The organism is Mycobacterium sp. DL (genome assembly GCF_039729195.1).
Taxonomy (GTDB): domain Bacteria; phylum Actinomycetota; class Actinomycetes; order Mycobacteriales; family Mycobacteriaceae; genus Mycobacterium; species Mycobacterium hippocampi_A.
This window is the reverse complement of the sequence record NZ_CP155796.1, coordinates 784,653-805,087: the sequence shown is the minus strand read 5'-3', so window position 1 is coordinate 805,087 and position 20,435 is coordinate 784,653. Positions and strand designations below refer to the sequence as shown.

Annotated in this window: 26 protein-coding genes; 3 read left to right on the top strand and 23 right to left on the bottom strand. The window is 68.2% G+C overall.

Annotated features, from left to right (window positions below; all coding sequences use genetic code 11):
- Window positions 1-105 precede the first annotated feature (105 nt).
- Window positions 106-429 carry a DUF4229 domain-containing protein gene (locus tag ABDC78_RS03900; RefSeq protein ID WP_178361434.1) on the bottom strand — a complete coding sequence of 108 codons (324 nt, stop codon included), beginning with the start codon at window positions 427-429 and terminating at the stop codon, window positions 106-108.
- Window positions 430-477: 48 nt separating this feature from the next.
- Here ABDC78_RS03900 and ABDC78_RS03895 point away from each other — a divergent pair, with 48 nt between their 5' ends.
- Window positions 478-642, top strand: coding sequence for a hypothetical protein (locus ABDC78_RS03895; RefSeq protein WP_178361433.1), 165 nt, complete (start codon window positions 478-480; stop codon window positions 640-642).
- A 9-nt stretch (window positions 643-651) separates the two neighbouring features.
- Here the strand turns inward: ABDC78_RS03895 and ABDC78_RS03890 are convergent, their stop codons facing one another.
- From ABDC78_RS03890 to ABDC78_RS03855, 8 genes are all read right to left on the bottom strand, one after another.
- Window positions 652-1,770, bottom strand: coding sequence for a MinD/ParA family protein (locus tag ABDC78_RS03890; RefSeq protein ID WP_178361432.1), 1,119 nt, complete (start codon window positions 1,768-1,770; stop codon window positions 652-654).
- 52 nt (window positions 1,771-1,822) lie between these two features.
- Entirely contained in the window at window positions 1,823-2,809 is a 987-nt protein-coding gene (ccsB, locus tag ABDC78_RS03885; RefSeq protein WP_178361431.1) for a c-type cytochrome biogenesis protein CcsB, read from the bottom strand.
- Window positions 2,806-4,416: a cytochrome c biogenesis protein ResB gene (locus ABDC78_RS03880; RefSeq protein WP_178361531.1), complete on the bottom strand. Its 1,611-nt coding sequence runs from the start codon at window positions 4,414-4,416 to the stop codon at window positions 2,806-2,808. Before ABDC78_RS03880 ends, ccsB begins: the two co-directional genes overlap by 4 nt.
- Window positions 4,416-5,210: a cytochrome c biogenesis CcdA family protein gene (locus ABDC78_RS03875; protein WP_178361430.1), complete on the bottom strand. Its 795-nt coding sequence runs from the start codon at window positions 5,208-5,210 to the stop codon at window positions 4,416-4,418. The genes ABDC78_RS03880 and ABDC78_RS03875 overlap by 1 nt, the downstream gene beginning before the upstream one ends.
- Window positions 5,207-5,758 carry a TlpA disulfide reductase family protein gene (locus tag ABDC78_RS03870; protein ID WP_178361530.1) on the bottom strand — a complete coding sequence of 184 codons (552 nt, stop codon included), beginning with the start codon at window positions 5,756-5,758 and terminating at the stop codon, window positions 5,207-5,209. The genes ABDC78_RS03875 and ABDC78_RS03870 overlap by 4 nt, the downstream gene beginning before the upstream one ends.
- A gap of 65 nt (window positions 5,759-5,823) precedes the next feature.
- Window positions 5,824-6,447 (bottom strand): histidine phosphatase family protein, encoded by a 624-nt coding sequence (locus ABDC78_RS03865; protein ID WP_178361429.1) that lies wholly within the window; start codon window positions 6,445-6,447, stop codon window positions 5,824-5,826.
- Window positions 6,444-7,748 (bottom strand): glutamate-1-semialdehyde 2,1-aminomutase, encoded by a 1,305-nt coding sequence (hemL, locus tag ABDC78_RS03860; RefSeq protein WP_178361428.1) that lies wholly within the window; start codon window positions 7,746-7,748, stop codon window positions 6,444-6,446. Before hemL ends, ABDC78_RS03865 begins: the two co-directional genes overlap by 4 nt.
- A gap of 50 nt (window positions 7,749-7,798) precedes the next feature.
- Window positions 7,799-8,185: a nitroreductase/quinone reductase family protein gene (locus ABDC78_RS03855; protein WP_178361427.1), complete on the bottom strand. Its 387-nt coding sequence runs from the start codon at window positions 8,183-8,185 to the stop codon at window positions 7,799-7,801.
- A gap of 23 nt (window positions 8,186-8,208) precedes the next feature.
- Here ABDC78_RS03855 and ABDC78_RS03850 point away from each other — a divergent pair, with 23 nt between their 5' ends.
- On the top strand, window positions 8,209-8,589 hold the full coding sequence (locus tag ABDC78_RS03850) for a nitroreductase family deazaflavin-dependent oxidoreductase (RefSeq protein WP_178361426.1): 381 nt from the start codon (window positions 8,209-8,211) through the stop codon (window positions 8,587-8,589).
- Window positions 8,590-8,595: 6 nt separating this feature from the next.
- Here the strand turns inward: ABDC78_RS03850 and ABDC78_RS03845 are convergent, their stop codons facing one another.
- The 14 genes from ABDC78_RS03845 to ABDC78_RS03780 all read right to left on the bottom strand — a co-directional run bounded on the left by ABDC78_RS03845 (window position 8,596) and on the right by ABDC78_RS03780 (window position 19,453).
- Window positions 8,596-9,957, bottom strand: a complete 1,362-nt coding sequence (locus ABDC78_RS03845; protein ID WP_178361425.1) for a cytochrome P450 — start codon at window positions 9,955-9,957, stop codon at window positions 8,596-8,598.
- Window positions 9,954-10,439: a pyridoxamine 5'-phosphate oxidase family protein gene (locus ABDC78_RS03840; RefSeq protein WP_178361424.1), complete on the bottom strand. Its 486-nt coding sequence runs from the start codon at window positions 10,437-10,439 to the stop codon at window positions 9,954-9,956. The genes ABDC78_RS03845 and ABDC78_RS03840 overlap by 4 nt, the downstream gene beginning before the upstream one ends.
- 43 nt (window positions 10,440-10,482) lie before the next feature.
- Window positions 10,483-10,752 carry a hypothetical protein gene (locus ABDC78_RS03835; protein WP_178361423.1) on the bottom strand — a complete coding sequence of 90 codons (270 nt, stop codon included), beginning with the start codon at window positions 10,750-10,752 and terminating at the stop codon, window positions 10,483-10,485.
- A 46-nt stretch (window positions 10,753-10,798) separates the two neighbouring features.
- On the bottom strand, window positions 10,799-11,398 hold the full coding sequence (locus ABDC78_RS03830) for a TetR/AcrR family transcriptional regulator (RefSeq protein ID WP_178361422.1): 600 nt from the start codon (window positions 11,396-11,398) through the stop codon (window positions 10,799-10,801).
- A complete protein-coding gene (locus ABDC78_RS03825; RefSeq protein ID WP_178361421.1) occupies window positions 11,385-12,260 on the bottom strand; it encodes an oxygenase MpaB family protein in 876 nt (291 codons plus the stop codon). The genes ABDC78_RS03830 and ABDC78_RS03825 overlap by 14 nt, the downstream gene beginning before the upstream one ends.
- A gap of 82 nt (window positions 12,261-12,342) precedes the next feature.
- Entirely contained in the window at window positions 12,343-12,630 is a 288-nt protein-coding gene (locus ABDC78_RS03820) for a hypothetical protein (protein ID WP_178361420.1), read from the bottom strand.
- The gene (locus ABDC78_RS03815) at window positions 12,627-13,130 is read right to left on the bottom strand and encodes a DUF3093 domain-containing protein (protein WP_178361419.1); all 504 of its coding nucleotides are present in this window, start codon (window positions 13,128-13,130) and stop codon (window positions 12,627-12,629) included. The genes ABDC78_RS03820 and ABDC78_RS03815 overlap by 4 nt, the downstream gene beginning before the upstream one ends.
- On the bottom strand, window positions 13,127-13,579 hold the full coding sequence (locus ABDC78_RS03810; RefSeq protein WP_178361418.1) for a hypothetical protein: 453 nt from the start codon (window positions 13,577-13,579) through the stop codon (window positions 13,127-13,129). The genes ABDC78_RS03815 and ABDC78_RS03810 overlap by 4 nt, the downstream gene beginning before the upstream one ends.
- 20 nt (window positions 13,580-13,599) lie before the next feature.
- Complete coding sequence (locus ABDC78_RS03805) at window positions 13,600-14,031, bottom strand: hypothetical protein (protein ID WP_178361417.1); 432 nt, start codon at window positions 14,029-14,031, stop codon at window positions 13,600-13,602.
- A complete protein-coding gene (gene hemB / locus ABDC78_RS03800; RefSeq protein ID WP_178361416.1) occupies window positions 14,028-15,008 on the bottom strand; it encodes a porphobilinogen synthase in 981 nt (326 codons plus the stop codon). Before hemB ends, ABDC78_RS03805 begins: the two co-directional genes overlap by 4 nt.
- A 20-nt stretch (window positions 15,009-15,028) precedes the next feature.
- Entirely contained in the window at window positions 15,029-16,741 is a 1,713-nt protein-coding gene (locus ABDC78_RS03795; protein WP_178361415.1) for a bifunctional uroporphyrinogen-III C-methyltransferase/uroporphyrinogen-III synthase, read from the bottom strand.
- Window positions 16,738-17,673, bottom strand: a complete 936-nt coding sequence (gene hemC, locus ABDC78_RS03790; RefSeq protein ID WP_178361414.1) for a hydroxymethylbilane synthase — start codon at window positions 17,671-17,673, stop codon at window positions 16,738-16,740. Before hemC ends, ABDC78_RS03795 begins: the two co-directional genes overlap by 4 nt.
- Window positions 17,674-17,722: 49 nt before the next feature.
- Window positions 17,723-19,069 carry a glutamyl-tRNA reductase gene (locus ABDC78_RS03785; protein WP_178361413.1) on the bottom strand — a complete coding sequence of 449 codons (1,347 nt, stop codon included), beginning with the start codon at window positions 19,067-19,069 and terminating at the stop codon, window positions 17,723-17,725.
- A gap of 129 nt (window positions 19,070-19,198) precedes the next feature.
- Window positions 19,199-19,453, bottom strand: coding sequence for a glutaredoxin family protein (locus tag ABDC78_RS03780; protein WP_178361412.1), 255 nt, complete (start codon window positions 19,451-19,453; stop codon window positions 19,199-19,201).
- Window positions 19,454-19,492: 39 nt separating this feature from the next.
- Between ABDC78_RS03780 and ABDC78_RS03775 the strand changes: the two genes are divergently transcribed.
- Complete coding sequence (locus tag ABDC78_RS03775) at window positions 19,493-20,398, top strand: HAD-IB family hydrolase (protein ID WP_178361411.1); 906 nt, start codon at window positions 19,493-19,495, stop codon at window positions 20,396-20,398.
- The last annotated feature ends 37 nt before the right edge of the window (window positions 20,399-20,435 follow it).

Below are 20,435 nucleotides of genomic sequence, written 5' to 3'. Positions count from 1 at the left end.
TCGCAGTGCGACGTCATACTTCGTGGCCGAGGTTGCTGCGCGTGCGGATCAATGCTGCACCTGGGTACGGGGGTCGTCGACGAAATGATGACGCATTTCTGACGCTCAGACCTCTCGGGTGTCGCCGCCCTGGGCTCCGGAGTCGCCGCGCAGCCGCGCCTGGAGTTGTTCACGGTCGCGACGGCGCTGCTCGTCCCAGATCGCGATGCTCTCGGTGGCCCGCCGCCGCAGCGGGGTGAACAGCCAGATGCCCAGCGGCAACCCGATCACGATCGCGAACAGCAACGCCACGATCATCGGGATCTGCACGCCGAGCAGGCTCGCGGCACCGAAGATCACCGCGGTCACGACGACGACGAGCACGAGGCGGGCCGCGGTGTAGGCGAGGATGTCGAGCAGTAGCCGGGATACGGGCCGTCCGTCAGTCACGGACCGAGCCTACCGATGACGCGTATATTGACAGGAAGGAGGTTTTGAGTGACGTACTTGCTCATGATTCTCGTCCTGGCCGCACTGGTATACGTCGGCTGGCGAGTTTTCCGGATGGCCGCGAATCGACCGCGCACCCGGACTATCGGGCCGGACGACGACCCGGAGTTCCTGCGGCGGATCAATCCGCGAGACGATCAACCGCGAAACTGACCGCCCGGTCTAAACGGAGACCGAGTCACGTCGCGCACCCGGAAAGCCCTGTGCCACCACGGCGGCCAGCTCGACGAGCGCTTCCCGGGTCTCAGGCTTCAGCCGGTCCAAACTGATTTCGGCGCCCTCCTCGAGGTGCGGGTCGAAGGGCACCTGGCACACCGAGCGGCATCGTCGCGCGAAGTGATCGACCACCTTGTTCAGATCGACCTTGGCCCCTCTTCCGGACCGGCGCCTCACGCCGTTGATCACGGCGATCGAATTGCTCACCATGTCCTCGTGGCCGTGGGCGTCCAGCCAGTCGAGCGTCGCCGATGCGCTGCGCGCGCCGTCGACCGAACCGGAGCTGATCACCACCAACACGTCCGCCTTGTCGATCACCGCCGACATGGCCGAGTGCAGCATTCCGGTGCCGCAGTCGGTGAGCACCAGGCTGTAGAACCGCTCGAGCACCTCGAGCGTGCGGGCATAGTCGTCTGAGCTGAACGCCTCCGACACCGCGGGGTCGCTTTCCGAGGCCAGGATCTCCAGGCGGCTCGGCCCCTGTGAGGTGTAGTGCCGCACGTCGCTGTAGGACGCGATGCCCTCTGCATCCCGCAGTAGGTGACGCACGGTGGCCGGCGTCTCCAGGGGCACCTTCTGACTCAGCGTGCCGCGATCGGGGTTGGCGTCCACGGCGACAACACGATCCCCGCGCGTGCTGGCCAACGTCGCCCCCAGCGTCGCGGTGACGGTCGTCTTGCCGACGCCACCCTTCTGCGAGAGCACGGCGATCCGATAACACCCGCGCAACGGCCGTTGCACCTGCGCAACCAGGGTGTCGTGGCGTACCACCTTCGGGCTCTCACCCGGATCGATCAGTCGTCCGGTGCCCCAGTACACCCACTTGCGCCAGCCCGCCGACGGAGCGCGCCGGGCCTTGCCGAGCAGTGCCACGGTGGACAGGTCGAGGTACGGCGGTGGATCGGATGCCGTCGGCGCGGGCGGCACCGCCGGATCGAGCATTCCCGCCGCCACAACGGGCAGCGATCCCGACGGCGGTGTCGGAGCCGTCCACTCCGCGGGCACCGGGGCCGCAGGATCGACGAACCGTTGCTGTGCCCGAAAACCAACCGGCAGGTCAGACAACAGTTGATCCCCTCTCCTCACCACGGCTCATGGGCGCCATCGACAGATCGGGTCAGCCGACGCCCGCGTAGGAGTGCAGGCCGACGGTGACCAAGTTGATGAAGAACAGGTTGAACACCATCGCCACAAAACCGGCGACGTTGATCCACGCGGCCTTCTTGTCGCGCCACCCCGCTGTCGAGCGCGCATGCAGGTAGGCGGCATAAATGACCCAGGCGATGAACGACACCGTCTCCTTGGGATCCCAGCCCCAGTACCGACCCCACGCCTCCTCGGCCCAGATGGCACCGAAGATCACTCCGAAACCGAACACCGGGAACGCAAAAATCGTTGTGCGATAGGCGATTCTGTCCAGCAGCTGCGCATCCGGAAGCTTCGCCGCGATGCGGCCCAGCGCATCGGTGCGGTCCGGATCGCCGAACCGTGACATCTTGAGCAGGAACAGGATGCTGGCCACGCCGGCGACCAGGAAAACCCCGGAACCGATGCTGACCACCGACACGTGGATCGGCAGCCAGTACGACTGCAGCGCGGGCATCACCGGTGCCGCATGCGAGTACAGCCAGCGACCCGAGACGGTCAGCAGGATCAGCACCGGGAGCAGGACGAACACCCACAGCGACCGGTACTGCGGTCGGCGCAACACCACGGCGGCGGCCACCAGACCGCAGAAACACGTGAGGTTGATGAACTCGTACATGTTGCCCCACGGCACCCGCGAGGTGGACAGCCCGCGCAACACGATGCACGCCAGCAACAGCACGATGCCGACATAGGCCAGCGCGAGTCCGGCCGCTCCGATGCGCTCGTCGAACGGGCGCCGCGGCGCGTCCACGACGACGCCCGGTGTCGCGCTGTTCACCGCAACCCTGTCCGGTGTCGCCGCTGCCGAGACCAGCTCGCGGGATTCGACCTTGCGGCTGCGGCTGTAGGCGAGCTCGATGGCGAGCAGCAGCAGCGCTCCCAGCAACACCAGCACCGACGACGTGAACGCCAGGTCCGAGTAGCGGGCCAGCCCGAGATCGATGTCGGTGTTCATGCGCGATCCGCTTTCTTGTCTTCTCTGCGATCCGATGCGGCAGCAGTGGTGTCCGATTCGGCGAGCAGCCGCGCCGTCAGCCGCTCGAACTCCTCGCCCCACCCCGAATTGTCGGTGCGGGCCAAGCCGCCCAGCTCGACGTTCACCGTACCCGCAGCGCCTGGCGTCAACCTCACCCAGACGCGGCGGCGCCGGACGATCAGCGACACCAGCAGGCCGGCCATCATCGTCATCGCGAACACCAGCACCCAGATCTGGGCGGGGTCGTGCGAGACCTGGAGGTTCACGAACGGCACGGCGCCGTCGAACCGCACCACGGTGCCGTCGTCGAGGCGGGTGTCCTCGCCGGCACGCAGGTTGACCCGCGTCTCCTTGGTCAGGCGGCCCTGGTCGATCATCCGGGTGTCCAGCGCGAACAGAGACTGCGGCCGACCCGTGTCCAGGCCGGTGTCGCCCTGGTAGATGTCGACCGCGACGGCCGGGTCGTTCAACTCGGGAAAGCTGGACGCCAGCAGGGTGCCGTCGAGCTCGGCGGTCGGCGCGAACAGGCCCTGGATCGCGATCTGGTTCTTGCGCCGTTCACCCTCGTCGGCGTAGGTGCCCCCGGGCGGATCGAACCGCATCACACCCGACGACAGGAACGTGATCTGGTCGTCGGGCCGCCACTGCAACGTCTGGGTGCGGGTCTGGCCGTCCGGGAACGTCACGGTGAAGGTCGGGGCGTACCCGTGGCCCTGCAGGTAGACCCGGTCACCACCGACGCGCAGTGGCTCGTTGACCTTGAGCAGGTACGGCTGCCAGGTGCCGGTCTCGAGATCCTCCCCCGCCTGGTAGTCGATATCGGCCTGGAATCCCACCGCCTGCCCGTTGGGCAGATACGTGGCTTCGAAGTCGTTGACGCGCACACACATCGGGTACAGCGAGGTCCCGTCGACGGTGTTGCCCGCCCGGAAGGAGTCGAACGCCGCCGGGGACGCCGAACAGAATCCGGGTCCGCCGTTGGCGACGACGATGACGTTGCCCTCGTAGCTGAACAGCTTTCCGGCGGCGATGGCCACCAGCAGACCGAGAAGCGAGAAGTGGAAGACGATGTTGCCGAACTCGCGCAGGTAGCCCTTCTCCGCGGAAATCTCGGCAGTTTCGGTGGTCTCACCGTCGCCGTCGTGGCGGGTGGCGCGCCGCCAGCCACGGAACCGTTCGTCGACCACCGCGGCCACTGCGCCGACACTGTCCGCGCGCACCTCGGCGCTGTGATGTTTGGGCAGTCGGCCCAGGTTGCGGGGCGCCGGCACCGGCGTGGCGCGCAGACTGCGGAAGTGCTCGAACAGTCGCGGGGTCAGACAGCCCACCAGCGAGATGAACAGCAGAACGTAGATCGCGGTGAACCAGAAACTGGAGAACACGTCGAATGCCTGGAGGCGGTCCAGCCACGGCCCGATGGTCGGATAGGCGGCGATGTACTCGGCGACCTTGGACTCGTTGAGATTCCGCTGCGGCAGCAATGCGCCGGGAATCGCCGCCAGCGCGAGCAGGAACAGCAGCACCAGCGCGGTTCCCATGGACGTCAGGGTGCGCCAGGTGTTACGCACCAGGGCCAGCGCGCGCATCAGATCGGCAGCCTCACGTCGCTGACGAACGCGTCGCGAATCCACGACACGAACTCATTCCACAATCCGGTGACCAGGGCCGTACCCACCAGGATCAGCAGTACGCCGCCGATGATCTGGATGGTCCGGGTGTGGCGCCGCAGCCAGCCGAGGCCGGCCACCGCCCGCGCCGAGCCGAAAGCCAGCAGCACGAACGGGATTCCCAGCCCGAGGCAGTAGGCGACGACGAGCACGACACCGCGTACGACGTTGCTGCCCTCGGTCGCCGAAGCCACGGCGATGACACCGGTCAACGTCGGCCCCAGGCACGGTGTCCACCCCAATGCGAACACCGCACCCAGCAGCGGGGCACCCGCCAGCGTGGAGATCCGCTTCGGAGTGAACCGGGTATCGCGCTGCAGCACCGGGACCAGACCGATGAAGACCAGGCCCATCAGGATGGTGACCACGCCGCCGATACGTTGCAGCAGGAGCTGATTGGTGATCAGCGAGGTCGTCATTCCCAGCACTGCGACGGTGCCCAGCACGAAGACCACGGTGAAGCCCGCGACGAAGAGTGCGGCTGCCCCCGCGACTCGCAGACGCGCACCACGAACCGCCAGCTGTCCGGGCTGATCGTGCCCTCCGGGCTGATCCTGCACACCGACCACCGCTGCCAGATAGGACAGGTAGCCGGGCACCAGCGGCACCACACACGGGGAGGCGAAGGACACCACCCCGGCCGCCGCGCTGAGCAGCATGGCCAGCAGCAGTGGACCGCTGGCGGTCAATTGGTCGACCTGGTCGAGGTTCATGACTCGGCGGCCAGCCGCTCGACCACCGGTTGCAGGTCCTCGGCGAGGAGTTCACGCAGGAACACCGCAGCGACCCGGTGCTCGCGGTCGAGCACCACCGTCGACGGGATGACGGTCGTCGGATAGCGGCCGCCGAACGCGATCATGGTGCGCATCGACGGGTCATAGATCGACGGGAATGTGATCCCGCGGTCGATGATGAAGTCGCGCGGGGCATCGATGTTGTTGTCCCGCACATCGATTCCCAGAAATGCCACGCCCTGGTCGCGGGTCGCGTCGTACACCTTCTGCAGCTGGGTGATCTCGGTGCGGCAGGGACCACACCACTGACCCCAGACGTTGATCACCACGACCTCGCCCGCGAAGTTCGTCAGCGCGACTGTCTTGTCGGTGTCCATCAGGTCCGGGCCTGCCAGCGGTCCGGGACGGCCGCGACTCTCCGGCGGGTCGTAGAAGATGTCGGTCTTCCCGCCCGGTGCGACGAACTCGAAGGTGCCGCCCTGGGCGACCGCATCGTCACCGGTGGAGCATCCGGTCAGTCCGATCATCGCCACGCACGTGATGAGCGCGACGAGTCGACCGCTGCGTCGGATGCGTTGGCGGACCGAACGTTTCACTGCCCGGCCAACTCCGCGTACCCCCAACCCACGCAGACGTCATCGTGGAAGTAGAACGAGGTGACGGAAGCCAGGTTGCACATCCGATGGGTCGGGAAATGGTGCAGCTTCTTGTCGGTCATCGCGCGGCGCAGCGTCTCGACAGGCAACTGGTGGCTGACGCACACACCTTCGTGCCCGGTGGCCTGCGCTCTGGCGCGGTGCAGCGCACCCTTCATCCGGCCGGCGATCTCGGCGTAGGGCTCACCCCAGGACGGGGTGCGTGGGTTGCGCAGGTGCCACCAGTTGCGCGGGTCACGCAGCGCCCCGTCTCCCGGTGAAACCCGTTCTCCCTGAAACACATTGGTCGACTCGATCAACTCGCCATCGGTGTCGACGGCGAGGCCGTGTCGGGCCGCGATCGGCGCGGCGGTCTCCTGGGCTCGCTCCAGCGGCGAGGCGACCACGTAGGTGATGTCCCTTTGGGCGAGCCAATCGGCCACCGCCCGGGCCTGCGCCTGTCCCCGCTCGGAGAGGTGGAAGTCGGGCAGTCGGCCGTAGAGGATCTTGTCCGGGTTGTGCACCTCACCGTGCCGCATCACGTGCACGATGGTCGTCTCGGCGCCCGCAGTGTCGGTCATGCCGGCTCCGTGGCCTCAGCCGCCGCGCGCGCCGCACCGGGCAGCGCAGCGGCGATGCTGCCGAAGGCGTCGTCGTCGAGCGCGGTCGAGACGAACCAGGACTCGTAGGCACTCGGCGGCGGGTACACCCCCGCGTCGAGCAGGCTGTGGAAGAACGCCGGGTAGCGCCATGTCTCGGTGGCCCGCGCCGCGGCGAAGTCGGTGACCGGCTCCTCGCCGAAGAACACGCTGAACATGTTGCCTGCCCGCGAAATCTGATGTGCGACACCGGCATCGGTGAGTGCGTCACCGATGAGACCGGTCAACCGGTCGGCGTTGGCGTCCAGCGATGCATAGGCGGCGTCGTCTGCAGCGCGCAGCGTGGCCAGGCCGGCGGCCATCGCCACCGGGTTTCCCGACAGCGTGCCCGCCTGATACACCGGGCCCAGCGGCGCCAACCGACCCATCACCTCGGCGTTGCCACCGAATGCCGCGGCGGGTAGTCCGCCGCTCATCACCTTGCCGAACGCGAAGAGGTCGGCGTCCACCGGATCCAGCCCGTACCAACCTGATCGGCTGACGCGGAAACCCGTCATCACCTCGTCGCTGATGAGCAGCGCGCCGTGCTCGGCGGTGATACGGCGCAGCGCGGCGTTGAACCCGGGAAGCGGTGGCACCACCCCCATGTTGCCCGGGCTGGCTTCGGTGATCACGCAGGCGATCTCGTCACCGAAGCGGGCGAAGACCTCCTCGACCGCGGGAACGTTGTTGTAGGGCAGCACGATCGTGTCGGCCGCGGCGGCGCCCGTCACACCGGGCGACGACGGCAACCCCAGCGTCGCGACGCCCGACCCGGCGTCGGCCAACAGCGCGTCGCTGTGCCCGTGGTAACACCCCGAGAACTTGATGATCTTCGCCCTGCCGGTGTAGCCGCGCGCCAACCGGATCGCGCTCATGGTGGCCTCGGTGCCGGAGTTCACCAGCCTCAGCAGTTCGACCGGGGCGACCCGGCCGACGATCTCGCGGGCGAGTTCGGACTCCGACGGGGTCGGAGCGCCGAACGACAGCCCGTCGGAGGCGGCCCGCTGCACTGCTTCGACCACCGCGGGGTGGGCGTGACCGAGGATCATCGGCCCCCACGAGCACACCAGGTCGACGTAACGGTTCCCGTCGGCGTCGGTCAGTCGGCAACCCTGGGCGGAGGTGATGAACCGCGGGGTGCCCCCGACCGCGGAGAATGCCCGCACCGGCGAGTTCACTCCACCGGGAATCACGGTGCACGCGTCGGCGAACAGCTTCGCGGACATGTCGGTACTGCTCATGGCACCAGTGTCCCAGCCGGACCCGCCGCGTCAACTACAGGGTGTAGTGGTCAGGCCAGGGGGGTCAGCGCGAACACCGGATGATCGGCGTCGTCGGGCAGCTTGCGCCAGTAGCCCTCGACCACCCTGCCGGCCTTCGGCTTGTAGGCAGCCAGGATCGGCGCCCGCTGGTCGACAGGAACTTCGGTGGCGAGGTACCTCACCGCGCCGACGCTGACCCGCGGTTCGGCCCGCACGTTTTTCACCCACTGCGACTCGCCACGGGTCGAGACCAGGTACTTCACGCCGTCGACCTCCGGTATGACCACCGGGATGTGCTGCGGTTGCCCGCTGCCCCGCTTCGTCACCGTCAGCGTCTCGCTGTTGCCGACGCCGGTGGCCATCGCGAACCTGTTGAACACCGTCGCCACAAACCAGGGGGGCTTGAGATAGGCCATGGGGTGAGAGTGTGATGGCTCACATGCAACTCCCGCAATGGCTGGCCCGGTTCAACCGCCACGTGACCAATCCGATCCAACGCATGTGGGCGGGCTGGGCTCCCACGATGGGGATCCTCGAGCACGTCGGGCGCAGATCAGGCACCCGGTACCGGACCCCGTTGACGGTGTTCGGCACCCGCGACGGGGTGGCGGTGCTGCTGACCTACGGACCCGACCGCGACTGGCTGAAGAATGTCACCGCGGCCGGTGAGGGCACCATGCGCCGATACGGCAGGTCTTTCCGGGTGATCGATCCACAGGTTCTGCCCAAGGCCGAGGCGGCGGCGTCGGTGACGGGTCCGATGCGGGTCCTCTTCACGCTCCTGCCGTTCGAATCCGCGGTGCTCTTCCGACGGGGCTGAAACCGGTCAGCGTCGCGGCGTGACGCGGGCCCTGATCGGCCCCCGCGCAACCGTGGTGAACGGCACATCGACGGGGAAGTCGTCGTCGCGCGATCTGATCTCGAGACTGCGCACGATCGTCGCCAGCGCGAGCGTGGTCTCCAGCCGTGCGAAGTGTTCGCCGATGCAGGAGCGCGCTCCGCCGGCGAACGGGACGAAGTGCCAGCGATCGCGAGCGGCGGACCTCTCCGGGCTGAACCGGTCGGGGTCGAATGCCTGCGGGTCGTCCCAGATCGCCGGATCGCGATGCAGCGCGTAGATGCCGACTGCCAGCAGACTGCCCGCTTCGACGCGATAACCGCCGACCGCGATGTCACGCACCGCCAGCCGTCCGACACCGGCGGCCGGCGGGCACAGCCGCAACGCCTCGTTGAGCACCTGGACCGTGTAACCCAGCTGCGACACGTCCCCCGGGACCAGCGCCCGGTCACCGATCTGGCGCGCCTCCGCAGCGACACGGTCCTGGATGTCGGGATGGTGTCCCAGAGCCCACAGCGCGTAGGTGAGCGCCGTGGCGGTCGTGTCATGGCCGGCCAGCATGAAGATCAGCAGATCGTTGCAGATGTCCTCGTCGGAGAGCGGTCGGTCCGTCTCCGGATCGGTGGCCCTGATCAGCGCGTGCACCAGGGGTGCGTCGCGGCTGGGATCGGTCCGACAGGCGCGCAGGATGTCGCCGGTGACCTTCTGCATCGCCGCGACCGCGGCCCTCGCGCGCCGCCGCGCCGGCGTGGGCAGCCATCGCGGGGCGCGGACCGGTCGCAGGGCACGATCGGCGGTGTAGGACGACGCGACGTGCATGTGTTCGGCGATCACGTCGGCCTGCTCGTTGAGATCGACGCCGAGCACCGAACGCCCCAGCGACTGCATGGTGATCCGCCGGCACTCCAGGTTCAGGTCGACGTCGCCGCCGCGACACCAGGTGTCGACGAACAACCGAGCGGCCCGAGACATGTGGCCGCCGAACAATCGGACGTTCTGGCGGGTGAACACGGGTTGCAGGGCCCGCTTGCGCGGCCGCCACGGCTCGTTGGGCAGCACGAACAGGCTGTCCCCGGCCATGTCCCGGACTTCCTCGTGGACGATGCACCGTTCAGCGAAGGCGTCGTTGCGGCCGAGCACGTCGCGGATGGCCTCCGCCGAGAACACCGCGACCAGCGGCGGGAACAGCCGTTTGGGGCCTAGTTGCACCCGGGTGACGGGACCTCCGGCATCGCGGATCAGTTCCTGACCGGTGTCCAGCGTCCGGACCAGCTTGACCAGACGTCGATAGGGCAGGGGATTTCTAGGGGCCAACGGCAGCAGCGTGACGTCTGTCGTACTCGTTGTCATGATGCGTGCCAGCCCAGCACCTCACCGCGCCCCTCGGTCATCATCGTCCCGGGCATGACGCGCAGTCGATAGGGCGACAGCCGGAGTACGGCGAACTCCTCGGAGGTGGGGCCGTCCCGCCACATCGGGATGATGCGGGGGTCGTAGCCGACCGGTTCGGGCCCGGTCGCGAACTTCTCCCACACCGCCGCACGGGTCTCGTCGTCGGTGTACCACTCGACCAGGCAATCGGCGCTGCACGTGTCCTGCGTGGTGGTCCAGTAGCTCACCGAGACATCCGGGTGCACCGCGAGGTGCGCGCGCTTGAGTGGTGTCGGCACCGTCGCGATCCACCCGAGCAGGTCGGTTCCGTCCCACTCCCAGATCGGGTGCAGGATGCGTGAGCGTGGTTTGCTGTCGGCGTCGACGGTGGCCACCGACGCCCACACGATCGAATGCGCCATGCGCACGAAGGCCGGGGCGATCTGATCGAGTGGGGTCACAAGATCAGAGCCTAGGTGTCGGCGACCGCCCGCGAGCAGCGTCTCACCCCTCGAGTTTTTTGCGGAACTCCTCGGTGTTGCGGTATTCGACGTTGCCCTCGTCCGCGGACGTCTCGATCTTGCCTTTGTCCTTGTCGTCGACCCAGTCGGTGACCGAGGTGCCGGACACGGTGCCGTTGCTACCGGGCAGGGTCGTGGTCTCGAGTTCCTCGTTGTAGGACTTCGCCATCTCCTTGGCCTGCGCTTTGTGCTCGTCGGTGATCTCGGGCTTCTCGGTGAGTTGCTGGCTGCTGGTCTCTTCGTTCTGGTCCATGGCTGTCGGGCTGCCCGAAAGTGTGACCTGCGAAACACCCGACCCGTCAGGCCGGCACCGTCCGCAGCGCCGCGGGCAGGCTCGGCAGGAAGTGGCGACGCGCGAACTCGCGGATGTCGTCGGCGCTGTCCAGCGGCTGCGCGCTGGGCAGCAGCAACACCATGGCGGCGTACCGCAGAATGCAATCTGCGAGTTCGTCGACGGCATCTGGGCCGATGCGCTCGGCGAAGCCCGGCGGGAAGATGATCCGCAGCGCGTCGGCCATGCGGTCGATCGCCGCCCGGTGATATCGGCCCGCGAGCTCGAGAACCAAGCCGGGCTCATCGGTGATCATCTGGTGCAGCACCCGGTGTCTGCGGAATTTCAGGATCGACAGGGTGAACGCTTCGACGTAGTAATTCGACTGCGGGCCAGACTGTTTGAGCTCGCTGGCGATGTCGGCGAAGAGGCCGACGTTCTCCCGTTCGATGACCGCACCGACCAGCTCGTCCTTGTTCGCGAAGCGCCGGTAGATCGTCGTCCGGCTGACGCCCGCACGGCGGGCCACGTCGTCGAGGGCGACTCGCCGGAAACCGTGTCGCTCGAACTCGACGACGGCGGCGTCGAGGATCTGTTGGGTGGCCGTCGCAGGGTCAGGCGCGGGCATAACCCTTGACCGCGTAACCGCTGTAGCGCACCCGCATCGGCAACCGGTCCCAGATCCAGTTCACCGGGCGCGATCGGCACAGCGCGGCGAATCGCTGGTAGCGCCGCTCCTGCTTCTCGGTCCACGGCAGCTGCAGCAGGTCCCGGGCGCGCGGCGGCAGGCCGCCGGTGGTCAGGAATGCGGCCAGCGGGTTGAAGACGGGCGCGACGAGCCGCCACACCAGGGGATGGACCGCCTTGGGTCGCGGGAAGCCCTTGGTGACGTAGCCGACGCCGTACCTCGCGGTGGGGTGCGCGACGACAACCCGGTCCATCATGCGGTCCCAGTACTGCTCGAAGTCGGCGTAGGTCGCCGGCATCGGACGGTCGCTGACGCCGTAGCGCCGGTACCACGTCTTGGACTCCAGGTAGATCCGCTCTCGGTCCGCAGGCGTCAACCTGGTGACGAATGTGTCGGCGAAGTAGAAGACCTGCTCGACGAAGGTGGCGTGCGCCCAGAAGTAGGTGTCGGGGTCCAGCGCGTGGTAGCGACCACCTTCGGTGCCCGGCATGTCGCCCTTGACGTGGTGGTGGAAGTCGCGGACCGCAAGGCCGGCGTTGTCGGCCTCGGAGCCGTAGACGGTGTTGAAGATCGGCGGGATGGTCCGCCGCAACCGCTCCGCGGTGTCGGCGAAGAACGTGGAGTGGTCGTAGACGCCCTGACCGAGCTCGGCCAGCATGTTCTGCAGCACTGCGGGCCGCGGACCGATCAGGTACATCCGGTTGTCGCCGAAGTACCGCCAGACCAATGACTGCGGCCCGAGCGGCAGCGCGTCGAGGTGCGTGCCGCCGAGATGTTCGTCCTTGTCCGCCAACTCCGTCATGGGGAACAGTGTTACAGATTTTGCACTTTGTACCAAGGGCCGTGTGGCGACGGTTACAGCGGCGGGTGCCGCGAGAGTGAACTCAGGGCTGTGGATCAGCCGTCGACAGCAGCCCGGAATGCTGTTCCGCGGCGGCGGTGCCGCGGCGCAGACGGGTCACGCCCAGCACTACGAGCACCCCGGCCGCGGTCGCGAGCAGCAGTGACAACGTCATCATGGGTGGGTAGTAGACCAGCGAGATGGTCGTCGGCTCCCCCTCGGTCACGGGTGCGACGGTCACCGGGGAACTGGCGGCCAGCCAACTCAGCACACAGCCCACCGCGGCGCATCCGGCCAGCACCAACAAGACCACCGCCCTCCGCGACGTCACGGCGTCGGCTCCGGCGGAATGCGCTCCTCCACCAGGTTCGTCAGCGCGGCCCGCAACCGCTCATGCTTGCGCGCCCAGGCCTGCGCCGTGCGGTCGTTGGTCAACCGCACGCCGATCCCGGTGCGGCCCCGCGGGACCCCGGTGAGCTCGCCGAGCGCCCGCGCGTACTGCCACTTCGGCGTCTCCCTACCGGCGGCCTCCGGATAGATCCGGATGATGTCGTCCGTCCGGATCGTCTCGGCGCCCTGCCGCAACGTGTCGACGGTCAACTCGACCGAGGTGTGGATCCTCGCGGCCTTGACCTGGATCGCCAGGAAACCGGAGACGAGCACGAAGAAGATGCCCGGCACCACCAGCTGAATCCCGTACCCGGCCGAGAGCTGGATCATCGCCATCGCCACCCCCGCTGCGGGGCCGGCCAGCAGCCACAGCCAGCTGGCGCCCGGTTCGGAGAAGATCACCTCGGGCGTCGCCACCGGGCGCTGGACAGGCTCGGTCACAGGTGCCCCTCCGACTCGAACCAGGTGCGCGCCGCCGGCATGGTGAGCAGGGCCGACCCGACGAGAACGGGAAGCAGCGACAGCAGCACCACCGGCTGTGCGACTCCGAACCCGAGCGCCAGCATCACGACCACCACGAACGTCGCGAACACCAGTCCGAGCAACGCGAGTCGGAACCGACCGTCCCCCCGGCGAGTGCGACCAGCCAGGAACGCGAGGGCAACTCCGGCCACCGCGGAACCGATCCCGCTCGCGCGATACAGGGTCAGATAGTTCTGCACCTGGTCATCGGAGAAAGTGCTGGGCAGAACGGCGCGGGCGGTGTCGTAGTCCGTGGCCCCGGCCATCAACCCGCCGACGATCATGATGACCGCGCCGACGATGAAGCACCAGAACGCGATGTCGACCAGACGCGGCCGCCGTGACGGCGCGGCTTGTGGGTCGGTCATGGTCGGGTCAGCCTAGCGAATCAGCGGGTGAAGAATTCGTGGGCGTCCTTGCGGTGCAGCAGGAACACGCCACCGGCGATGGCAACGGAGCCGACGATCACCGCGACGGCATAGCCGACGGCCGCGGCCGCGTGACGTTCGGCGGTGAACAGACCGGAGGCCGAGAACACCAGCGCCGCGATCGCGCCACCGGTCAGCAGCGTGCGCACCCAGCGGTACCCCTGCCTCATCAACACCAGGAAGGTGGCGACGACGATCACGACGACCACCAGGAACACGATGGAGATGGCCAGCATCGGGCCGGTCGGGCGCAGCGGGCTGGTGATCAGGTCGATGACGTAACCGATCGCCATCAACGGAAGTGCCGCCACCCACAACCAGAATCCGGTGTCGACGTCAGGGGGCCGGGCGGGGGGCGACCCGTCTGGGCCTGTCGCGTCGGGTTCTGTCACGACAGCCAGCCGGCCGCATCAACTGCCCAGTAGGTGAGCACGATGTCGGCGCCGGCACGCCGGATCCCGATCAGCGTCTCCAACGCCACGGTCCGCAGATCGATCCAGCCGTTGGCCGCCGCCGCGCTGATCATCGAGTACTCGCCGGAAACCTGGTATGCGGCAACCGGAACGGGCGAGATGTCGGCGGCGGCGCGCACCACGTCGAGGTAGGACATCGCCGGCTTCACCATCACGATGTCGGCGCCCTCGTCGATGTCGAGCTGCACTTCGTGCAACGCCTCGCGCGCGTTGCCGGCATCCTGCTGGTAGGTGCGACGGTCCCCGTTGAGACTGGAGCCCACTGCCTCCCGGAAGGGTCCGTAGAAACCCGACGCGAACTTCGCGGCGTAAGCCAGGATCGCGATGTCGGAATGACCGGCGGTGTCGAGGCCGTCGCGGATCGCGGCCACCTGACCGTCCATCATGCCGCTGGGCCCGACCACATGTGCACCCGAATTCGCCTGCGCCACAGCAAGATCGACATAGCGTCGGTTGGTGGCATCGTTGTCGACGCGACCACGGTCGTCCAGCACCCCACAGTGACCGTGGTCGGTGAACTCGTCGAGGCAGGTGTCGGCCATCAGCACGGTGTCGTCGCCGAGATCGCCGGACAGATCCCGCAACGCGACGTTGAGGATGCCGTCTGGATCCGTGCCGGCTGTACCGACGGGATCCTTGTGCTCGTCACCGGGCACCCCGAACAGCATCAGCCCACCGACGCCGGCCCGCACCGCATCCGCGGCAGCGCGGCGCAGCGAGTCCCGGGTGTGCTGAACGACACCGGGCATGGAAGAAATCGGTCGTGGTTCGTCGATGCCGTCGGCGACGAACATCGGCAGCACCAGATGCCTTGGCTCCAAAGAGGTCTGCGCGACCAACCGACGCATGGCCGGGGTGGATCGAAGCCTTCGCGGCCGGTGGCTCGGATAAGGCATGTAAAGCCATTCCTCCCGGACTACCGGCGTCGACTCTTCTTCCGCGGCGGCGGCAGCGCACCCTCGGCCCGCAACCGGGCGGCGTGCTCGGCCAGTGCCTCCACCAGCGGACCGACAGCAGCCACTTCCGGCTGCACGTCGACACGAAGGCCGAATTCGGCTGCGGTCTCAGCGGTCTTGGGCCCGATGCAGGCGACGATCGTGCGGGCGTGCGGCTTCCCGGCGATCCCGACGAGGTTGCGCACCGTCGAGCTCGACGTGAAGCACACCGCGTCGAAGCCACCGGTCTTGATCATCTCGCGGGTGTGCGCCGGGGGCGGAGCCGCGCGGACCGTGCGGTAGGCGGTGACATCCTCGATCTCCCAACCGCGGTCGCGAAGACCTTCGGCCAGCGTCTCGGTGGCGATGTCGGCCCGAGGCAGCAGAACCCGGTTGACCGGGTCGAAAACGTCGTCGTAGGGCGGGAACTCGTCGAGCAGTCCGAGCGACGACTGCTCGCCGGTCGGAACCAACTCGGGGTTGATGCCGAAGGCGCGCACCCGGTCGGCCGTGGCCTGCCCGACGCACGCGATCTTCACCCCGGAGAACGCACGGGCATCCAGACCGAACTCGTTGAACTTCTCCCACACCGCGCGCACCGCGTTGGTGGAGGTGAACACCACCCACTGGAAGCGGCCGTCCACCAAACCCTTGACCGCCCTTTCCATCTGGGCGGGGCTTCGCGGAGGCTCGACAGCGATTGTCGGCACCTCGATGGGCAACGCGCCGTGGCCGACGAGCCGATCGCTCATCTCGCCCGCCTGATCCTTGGTGCGCGGCACGAGCACGGTCCAGCCGTACAGCGCGCGACTCTCCCACCAGTTCAGCTTGGCGCGGTTGGTCACGGTCCGGCCGATCGTCACGACCAGCGGGCCTGCCAACGGTCCCGCGGGGTCGGTTCCGGCAAGGGTGGACTTGTCGAGCAGACCCGCCAGCGTCGTCTCGACGGAGCGCTGCTGGCAGGTGGTGCCGTTGGCGGTCACCACCGTGGGCGTGGATTCGGCCAGGCCGTACTCGACGAGGGTGCGCGCCGCATCGGGCAGATGCGACACCGTCGCGTGCAGGATCAGCGGCCCCGGCGCGGCGGCCAGCGCCGCCCAGTCGACATCACCGCGGACGTCGGCGACCGTGTGGGCCGAACCCAGCGGGAGTCCGGCGTAGGTGGGCACCGCCGTGGTGTCGGGCAGTCCGGGCACGATCTCGAAAGTCAGTTGGGTGCGCGCAAGCGCATTCACCTCGGTGATCACCGCGTCGATCGACAACGGATCGCCGGCGACCAGGCGCACGACGTCGACGCCTGTGCGGGCTTCGGCGGCCAGCGTCTTGGCGACCTCGGCCGGGTCGCCCAGTGCGGGACGCACATCGGGGCCACCGGGGATGACGGGGGCCGGTTCGGGAGCGTCGGCCGGCTTGGCTGCGTCACCGGCCGGGTCGACGCCCTCGGGGGTGGCCGACTTGGCCGCATCGGTCTTCGGAGCCGCGTCGGCGGCGACGAACGGCAGCGGTCCCGACGGCGGCGGCAGCTCACACCCCACGAGGGCGAGCACCGCCTGAGGAACGTCCGGGTCGGTGAACACCAGGGCGGCGTTCGCCAACACGGTGCGGGCACGTGTCGTCAGCAGGCCTGGATCACCGGGCCCGGAGCCGACGAACGTGATGTGGCCGGGCTTGTTCTTGCGTCCTCGCAAGCTCATGCATCTCTCCCGCGTTCGTCCAACAGATCCCGCGCTCCCAGCTCGAACAACTCCGCGGCCACCGAGAGCCCAAGCTCTCGTGCCCGACCGGGTGTCCCGATACCGGACGCACGGATCACGTCGGATCCGTCTAGCGTCGCCACGCAGCCGCGCAGCGACAGCTCTTCGAAGATCCGGCCGTCCTCATCGATCGACTCGACCACTTCTGCGATCGCGCCCACCGGTGCGGAGCAGCCCGCCTCCAGTTCGGCCAGCAGGGCTCGCTCTGCGGTGACCGATGCCCGGGTGTCGGCGTCGTCGAACTCCGCCAACAGTTCCGCGAGCGCCGTATCACCGGCACGACACTCGACTGCCAATGCCCCCTGAGCCGGCGCCGGCAACATCTGTACCGGTTCCAGCGTCTCGGTGACAGCGTCGAGGCGACCGATGCGGGCCAATCCCGCCCGGGCCACGACGACGGCGTCGAGATCACCGCTGCTTACCCTGTTCAACCTGGTGTCTAGGTTGCCTCGTAGGGGGCGGATTTCCAAACCGAGACCCAGTGCTCTAAGCTGCGCGGCCCGCCGCGGGGCCGATGTGCCGATCGTCGACCCGTTCGGCAGCTCCCCGAGCACCAGTCCGTCGCGGGCGACCAGCGCGTCGCGGGCGTCCGCGCGCGTCGGGATCGCGGCGATCACGAACCGCGGGTCCGCGGCAGTGGGCAGATCCTTGTAGGAGTGCACCGCCATGTCGACGGTGTTGTCGGCGATCGCCTCACGCAGCGCCGCGGTGAACACCCCGACACCGATCTCGGCGATCGGCGCGTCCGAGCGATCCCCGGCCGTGGACACGATCACCAGTTCGGCGGACTGTCCGCGGTCGATCAGGGCATCTCTGATGACGCCGGCCTGGGTTGTCGCCAGCAGGCTTCCCCGGGTCCCTATACGGATCACTTGGTGTCTTTCATGGAGCTGGGGCACCTCCCGCGTGCGGGGAGTCGAGTTACTCGGTCTTGTCGAGATCGGTTGTCATGAGAGGTAACTCACCCGCGGCCACCGCGTCGACGGCTTGCTGATCGAGTTCGAAGAGCTCACGCAGAGCCTCGGCGTAGCTGTCTCCGCCGGGCGCGCTGGCCAACTGCTTCACCCGCACCGTCGGCGCGTGCAGCAGCTTGTCGACGACGCGGCGCACGGTCTTGGCCACCTCGTCGCGGTGAGCGGTGTCCAGGCCGGGCAGTCGATTGTCCAGCCTCAGCAACTCGGCTTCGACCACGTCCGCGGCCCGTTGGCGCAGCGCGGTGACGGTCGGCGTGACCTCCGCCATGCGCTGTCCGGCCAGATAGTTGGCGACCTCGGCAGCGACGATCGCGCGGGCCGCTTCGGCGTCGGAGGCGGCCGCGCGCGCCGACGGCTCCCGTTGGATCCGCTCCATGTCGACCAGGGTGACGCCGGGCAGGCCGGCGACGGCCTGGTCGACGTCACGGGGCATCCCGAGATCACACACCACCAGATGCCGAGGTTCCTGGCCGTGAGCGAGGCCGCGGTGCACGTCGGCGAGCGACACCACGGGTCGCACAGCGCCGGTGCACGAGACGACGACGTCTGCGTCGGCGAGCACCGGCGGCAGATGGTCGAACGGGAACGCGTGGGCGTCGACGCCCTGAGCCCGCAGGTTCTGCACCAGCCGCTCGGCGCGCGGCAGCGTGCGGTTCACCACGTGGATGCGGCCGATGCCCGCCCGGACGAGGTGCGCGGCCGACAGCGCGCCCATCGATCCCGCGCCGATCACCGTCGCAGATCGTCCGGCCAGGCCGCCGTCGAACTTGGTCTCGGCCAGGTCGAGCGCCACAGAGACCACCGAGGCGCCCGCGGCGTCGATACCGGTCTCGGAGTGCACGCGCTTGCCCACCGACAGGGCCCGCTGTGACAGCTCGTGCAGGGTGCGGCCGACGGTGTGGTTCGACTCGGCCGAGGCGTAGGCACGCCGGAGCTGCCCGAGTACCTGCTGCTCACCGATCACCGCGGAGTCCAGGCCACTGGCGACCGCGAACATGTGCTCCACAGCGGCCTCGGCATAGCGGACATAGGCGTACTTGGTCAGATCCTGCAGCGACATCCCACAGTGCTCGGAAAGCGCCTGACCGATCACGGAGAGCCCGCCGTGGAATGCGTCGACAACGGCGTAGATCTCCACGCGGTTGCAGGTGGACAGCACCATGGCTTCTGTGACCAGCGAAGATCGGAGCACGTCGTCGACGATCTTTGCCTGATCGGACTCATCGGTGCTCAGTTGCTCGAGGACTGACACCGGCGCACTGCGGTGCGAAACCCCGAAAAGCAATACGCTCATGGCCTCGTCACCACGTCGTCCAAGGTAGTCGTTAACCAGCTGGCCTACCAAATTTGCCCGCGTCGCCCCGGAATCGCATTCCCGCCGTCGGCTACTCGCGCTTTCGCTGCTGGAACCCAGTCCGGCGGCTCATCCGCCGAGGTCGGCGCGCAACCTGACTTCGTCGACCTCCCAGTAACTGTGCTCGACACCGTCGAGCAGCACCACCGGCAGCCGATCGCCGAACTCCGCTCGCAGGGCGGGTTCGCCGGCGTCGGCAGCCACATCGACGTCGCTGACCTGCAGTATGAAGCCGAGTTCGTCGGCCAACTCGGCCAATTGTGTCGCCGCGGCCAGACACATCGGGCATCCCTCGCGGGTGAGCAACTTCACCTGTCGGTCCACCCCGCCAGTATCGCCGTGGGGTGTCCTAATGTTGTCAACGTGTCCGGTAGCGGAGAGGGCGACGTCGGCAGCAGCGCCGACAGCCCGGCCCAGCAGCTCGCCGGGGAGGCCAGCGCCGAGGTCGCCGCCGACGGTCTGTTGGAGCCTGAGCCCACATCGAGTCCTGCCCCGCCGCCCGACCTGACCGCAGCGGCGTTCTTCGACGTCGACAACACCCTGGTGCACGGCTCCTCGCTGGTGCACTTCGCCCGCGGCCTGGCTGCGCGCGAGTACTTCACCTACAAGGACCTGGCACGATTCGCGCTCGCCCAGGCCAAGTTCCAGCTCACCGGCCGGGAGAACAGCCAGGACGTCGCAGCGGGCCGCACCAAGGCACTGGCTTTCATCGAGGGACGCTCCACAGCCGAGCTCGTCGCGCTGGGCGAGGAGATCTACGACGAGATCATCGCCGACAAGATCTGGCCCGGCACCCAGGTGCTTGCCCAGATGCACCTCGATGCGGGCCAGCAGGTGTGGCTGGTCACCGCGACGCCCTACGAACTGGCGGCGACGATCGCGCGGCGGCTCGGGTTGACGGGTGCGCTGGGAACGGTGGCCGAATCGGTCGACGGCGTGTTCACCGGCAGGCTGGTCGGCGACATCCTGCACGGCAGCGGTAAGGCCCACGCCGTGCGCTCGCTGGCCATCCGCGAGGGCCTGAACCTGCGCCGCTGTACCGCCTATTCGGACAGTTTCAACGACGTGCCGATGCTGTCGCTGGTCGGCACCCCGGTGGCCATCAATCCCGATGCCGACCTGCGCGATCTGGCCCGTCAGCGGGGATGGGAGATCCGCGACTTCCGCACCGCCCGCAAGGCCGCGCGGATCGGGGTCCCGTCCGCCCTGGCACTGGGTGCCGCCGGCGGTGCCCTGGCCGCCGCTGTGTCGCGCCGCGAGAAACGCTGACCCCGAACCGCGGATCCCGCGCTGATAGGCTCGCGCC

What these genes read in the sequence shown, in the direction of transcription:
- ccsB (WP_178361431.1), bottom strand. Translation starts at nt 2,809, where the DNA reads ATGAACACCGACATCGATCTCGGGCTGGCCCGCTACTCGGACCTGGCG.
- ABDC78_RS03880 (WP_178361531.1), bottom strand. Translation starts at nt 4,416, where the DNA reads ATGCGCGCGCTGGCCCTGGTGCGTAACACCTGGCGCACCCTGACGTCC.
- ABDC78_RS03875 (WP_178361430.1), bottom strand. Translation starts at nt 5,210, where the DNA reads ATGAACCTCGACCAGGTCGACCAATTGACCGCCAGCGGTCCACTGCTG.
- ABDC78_RS03870 (WP_178361530.1), bottom strand. Translation starts at nt 5,758, where the DNA reads ATGATCGGACTGACCGGATGCTCCACCGGTGACGATGCGGTCGCCCAG.
- ABDC78_RS03865 (WP_178361429.1), bottom strand. Translation starts at nt 6,447, where the DNA reads ATGACCGACACTGCGGGCGCCGAGACGACCATCGTGCACGTGATGCGG.
- hemL (WP_178361428.1), bottom strand. Translation starts at nt 7,748, where the DNA reads ATGAGCAGTACCGACATGTCCGCGAAGCTGTTCGCCGACGCGTGCACC.
- ABDC78_RS03855 (WP_178361427.1), bottom strand. Translation starts at nt 8,185, where the DNA reads ATGGCCTATCTCAAGCCCCCCTGGTTTGTGGCGACGGTGTTCAACAGG.
- ABDC78_RS03850 (WP_178361426.1), top strand. Translation starts at nt 8,209, where the DNA reads ATGCAACTCCCGCAATGGCTGGCCCGGTTCAACCGCCACGTGACCAAT.
- ABDC78_RS03845 (WP_178361425.1), bottom strand. Translation starts at nt 9,957, where the DNA reads ATGACAACGAGTACGACAGACGTCACGCTGCTGCCGTTGGCCCCTAGA.
- ABDC78_RS03835 (WP_178361423.1), bottom strand. Translation starts at nt 10,752, where the DNA reads ATGGACCAGAACGAAGAGACCAGCAGCCAGCAACTCACCGAGAAGCCC.
- ABDC78_RS03830 (WP_178361422.1), bottom strand. Translation starts at nt 11,398, where the DNA reads ATGCCCGCGCCTGACCCTGCGACGGCCACCCAACAGATCCTCGACGCC.
- ABDC78_RS03825 (WP_178361421.1), bottom strand. Translation starts at nt 12,260, where the DNA reads ATGACGGAGTTGGCGGACAAGGACGAACATCTCGGCGGCACGCACCTC.
- ABDC78_RS03810 (WP_178361418.1), bottom strand. Translation starts at nt 13,579, where the DNA reads ATGACCGACCCACAAGCCGCGCCGTCACGGCGGCCGCGTCTGGTCGAC.
- hemB (WP_178361416.1), bottom strand. Translation starts at nt 15,008, where the DNA reads ATGCCTTATCCGAGCCACCGGCCGCGAAGGCTTCGATCCACCCCGGCC.
- ABDC78_RS03795 (WP_178361415.1), bottom strand. Translation starts at nt 16,741, where the DNA reads ATGAGCTTGCGAGGACGCAAGAACAAGCCCGGCCACATCACGTTCGTC.
- ABDC78_RS03785 (WP_178361413.1), bottom strand. Translation starts at nt 19,069, where the DNA reads ATGAGCGTATTGCTTTTCGGGGTTTCGCACCGCAGTGCGCCGGTGTCA.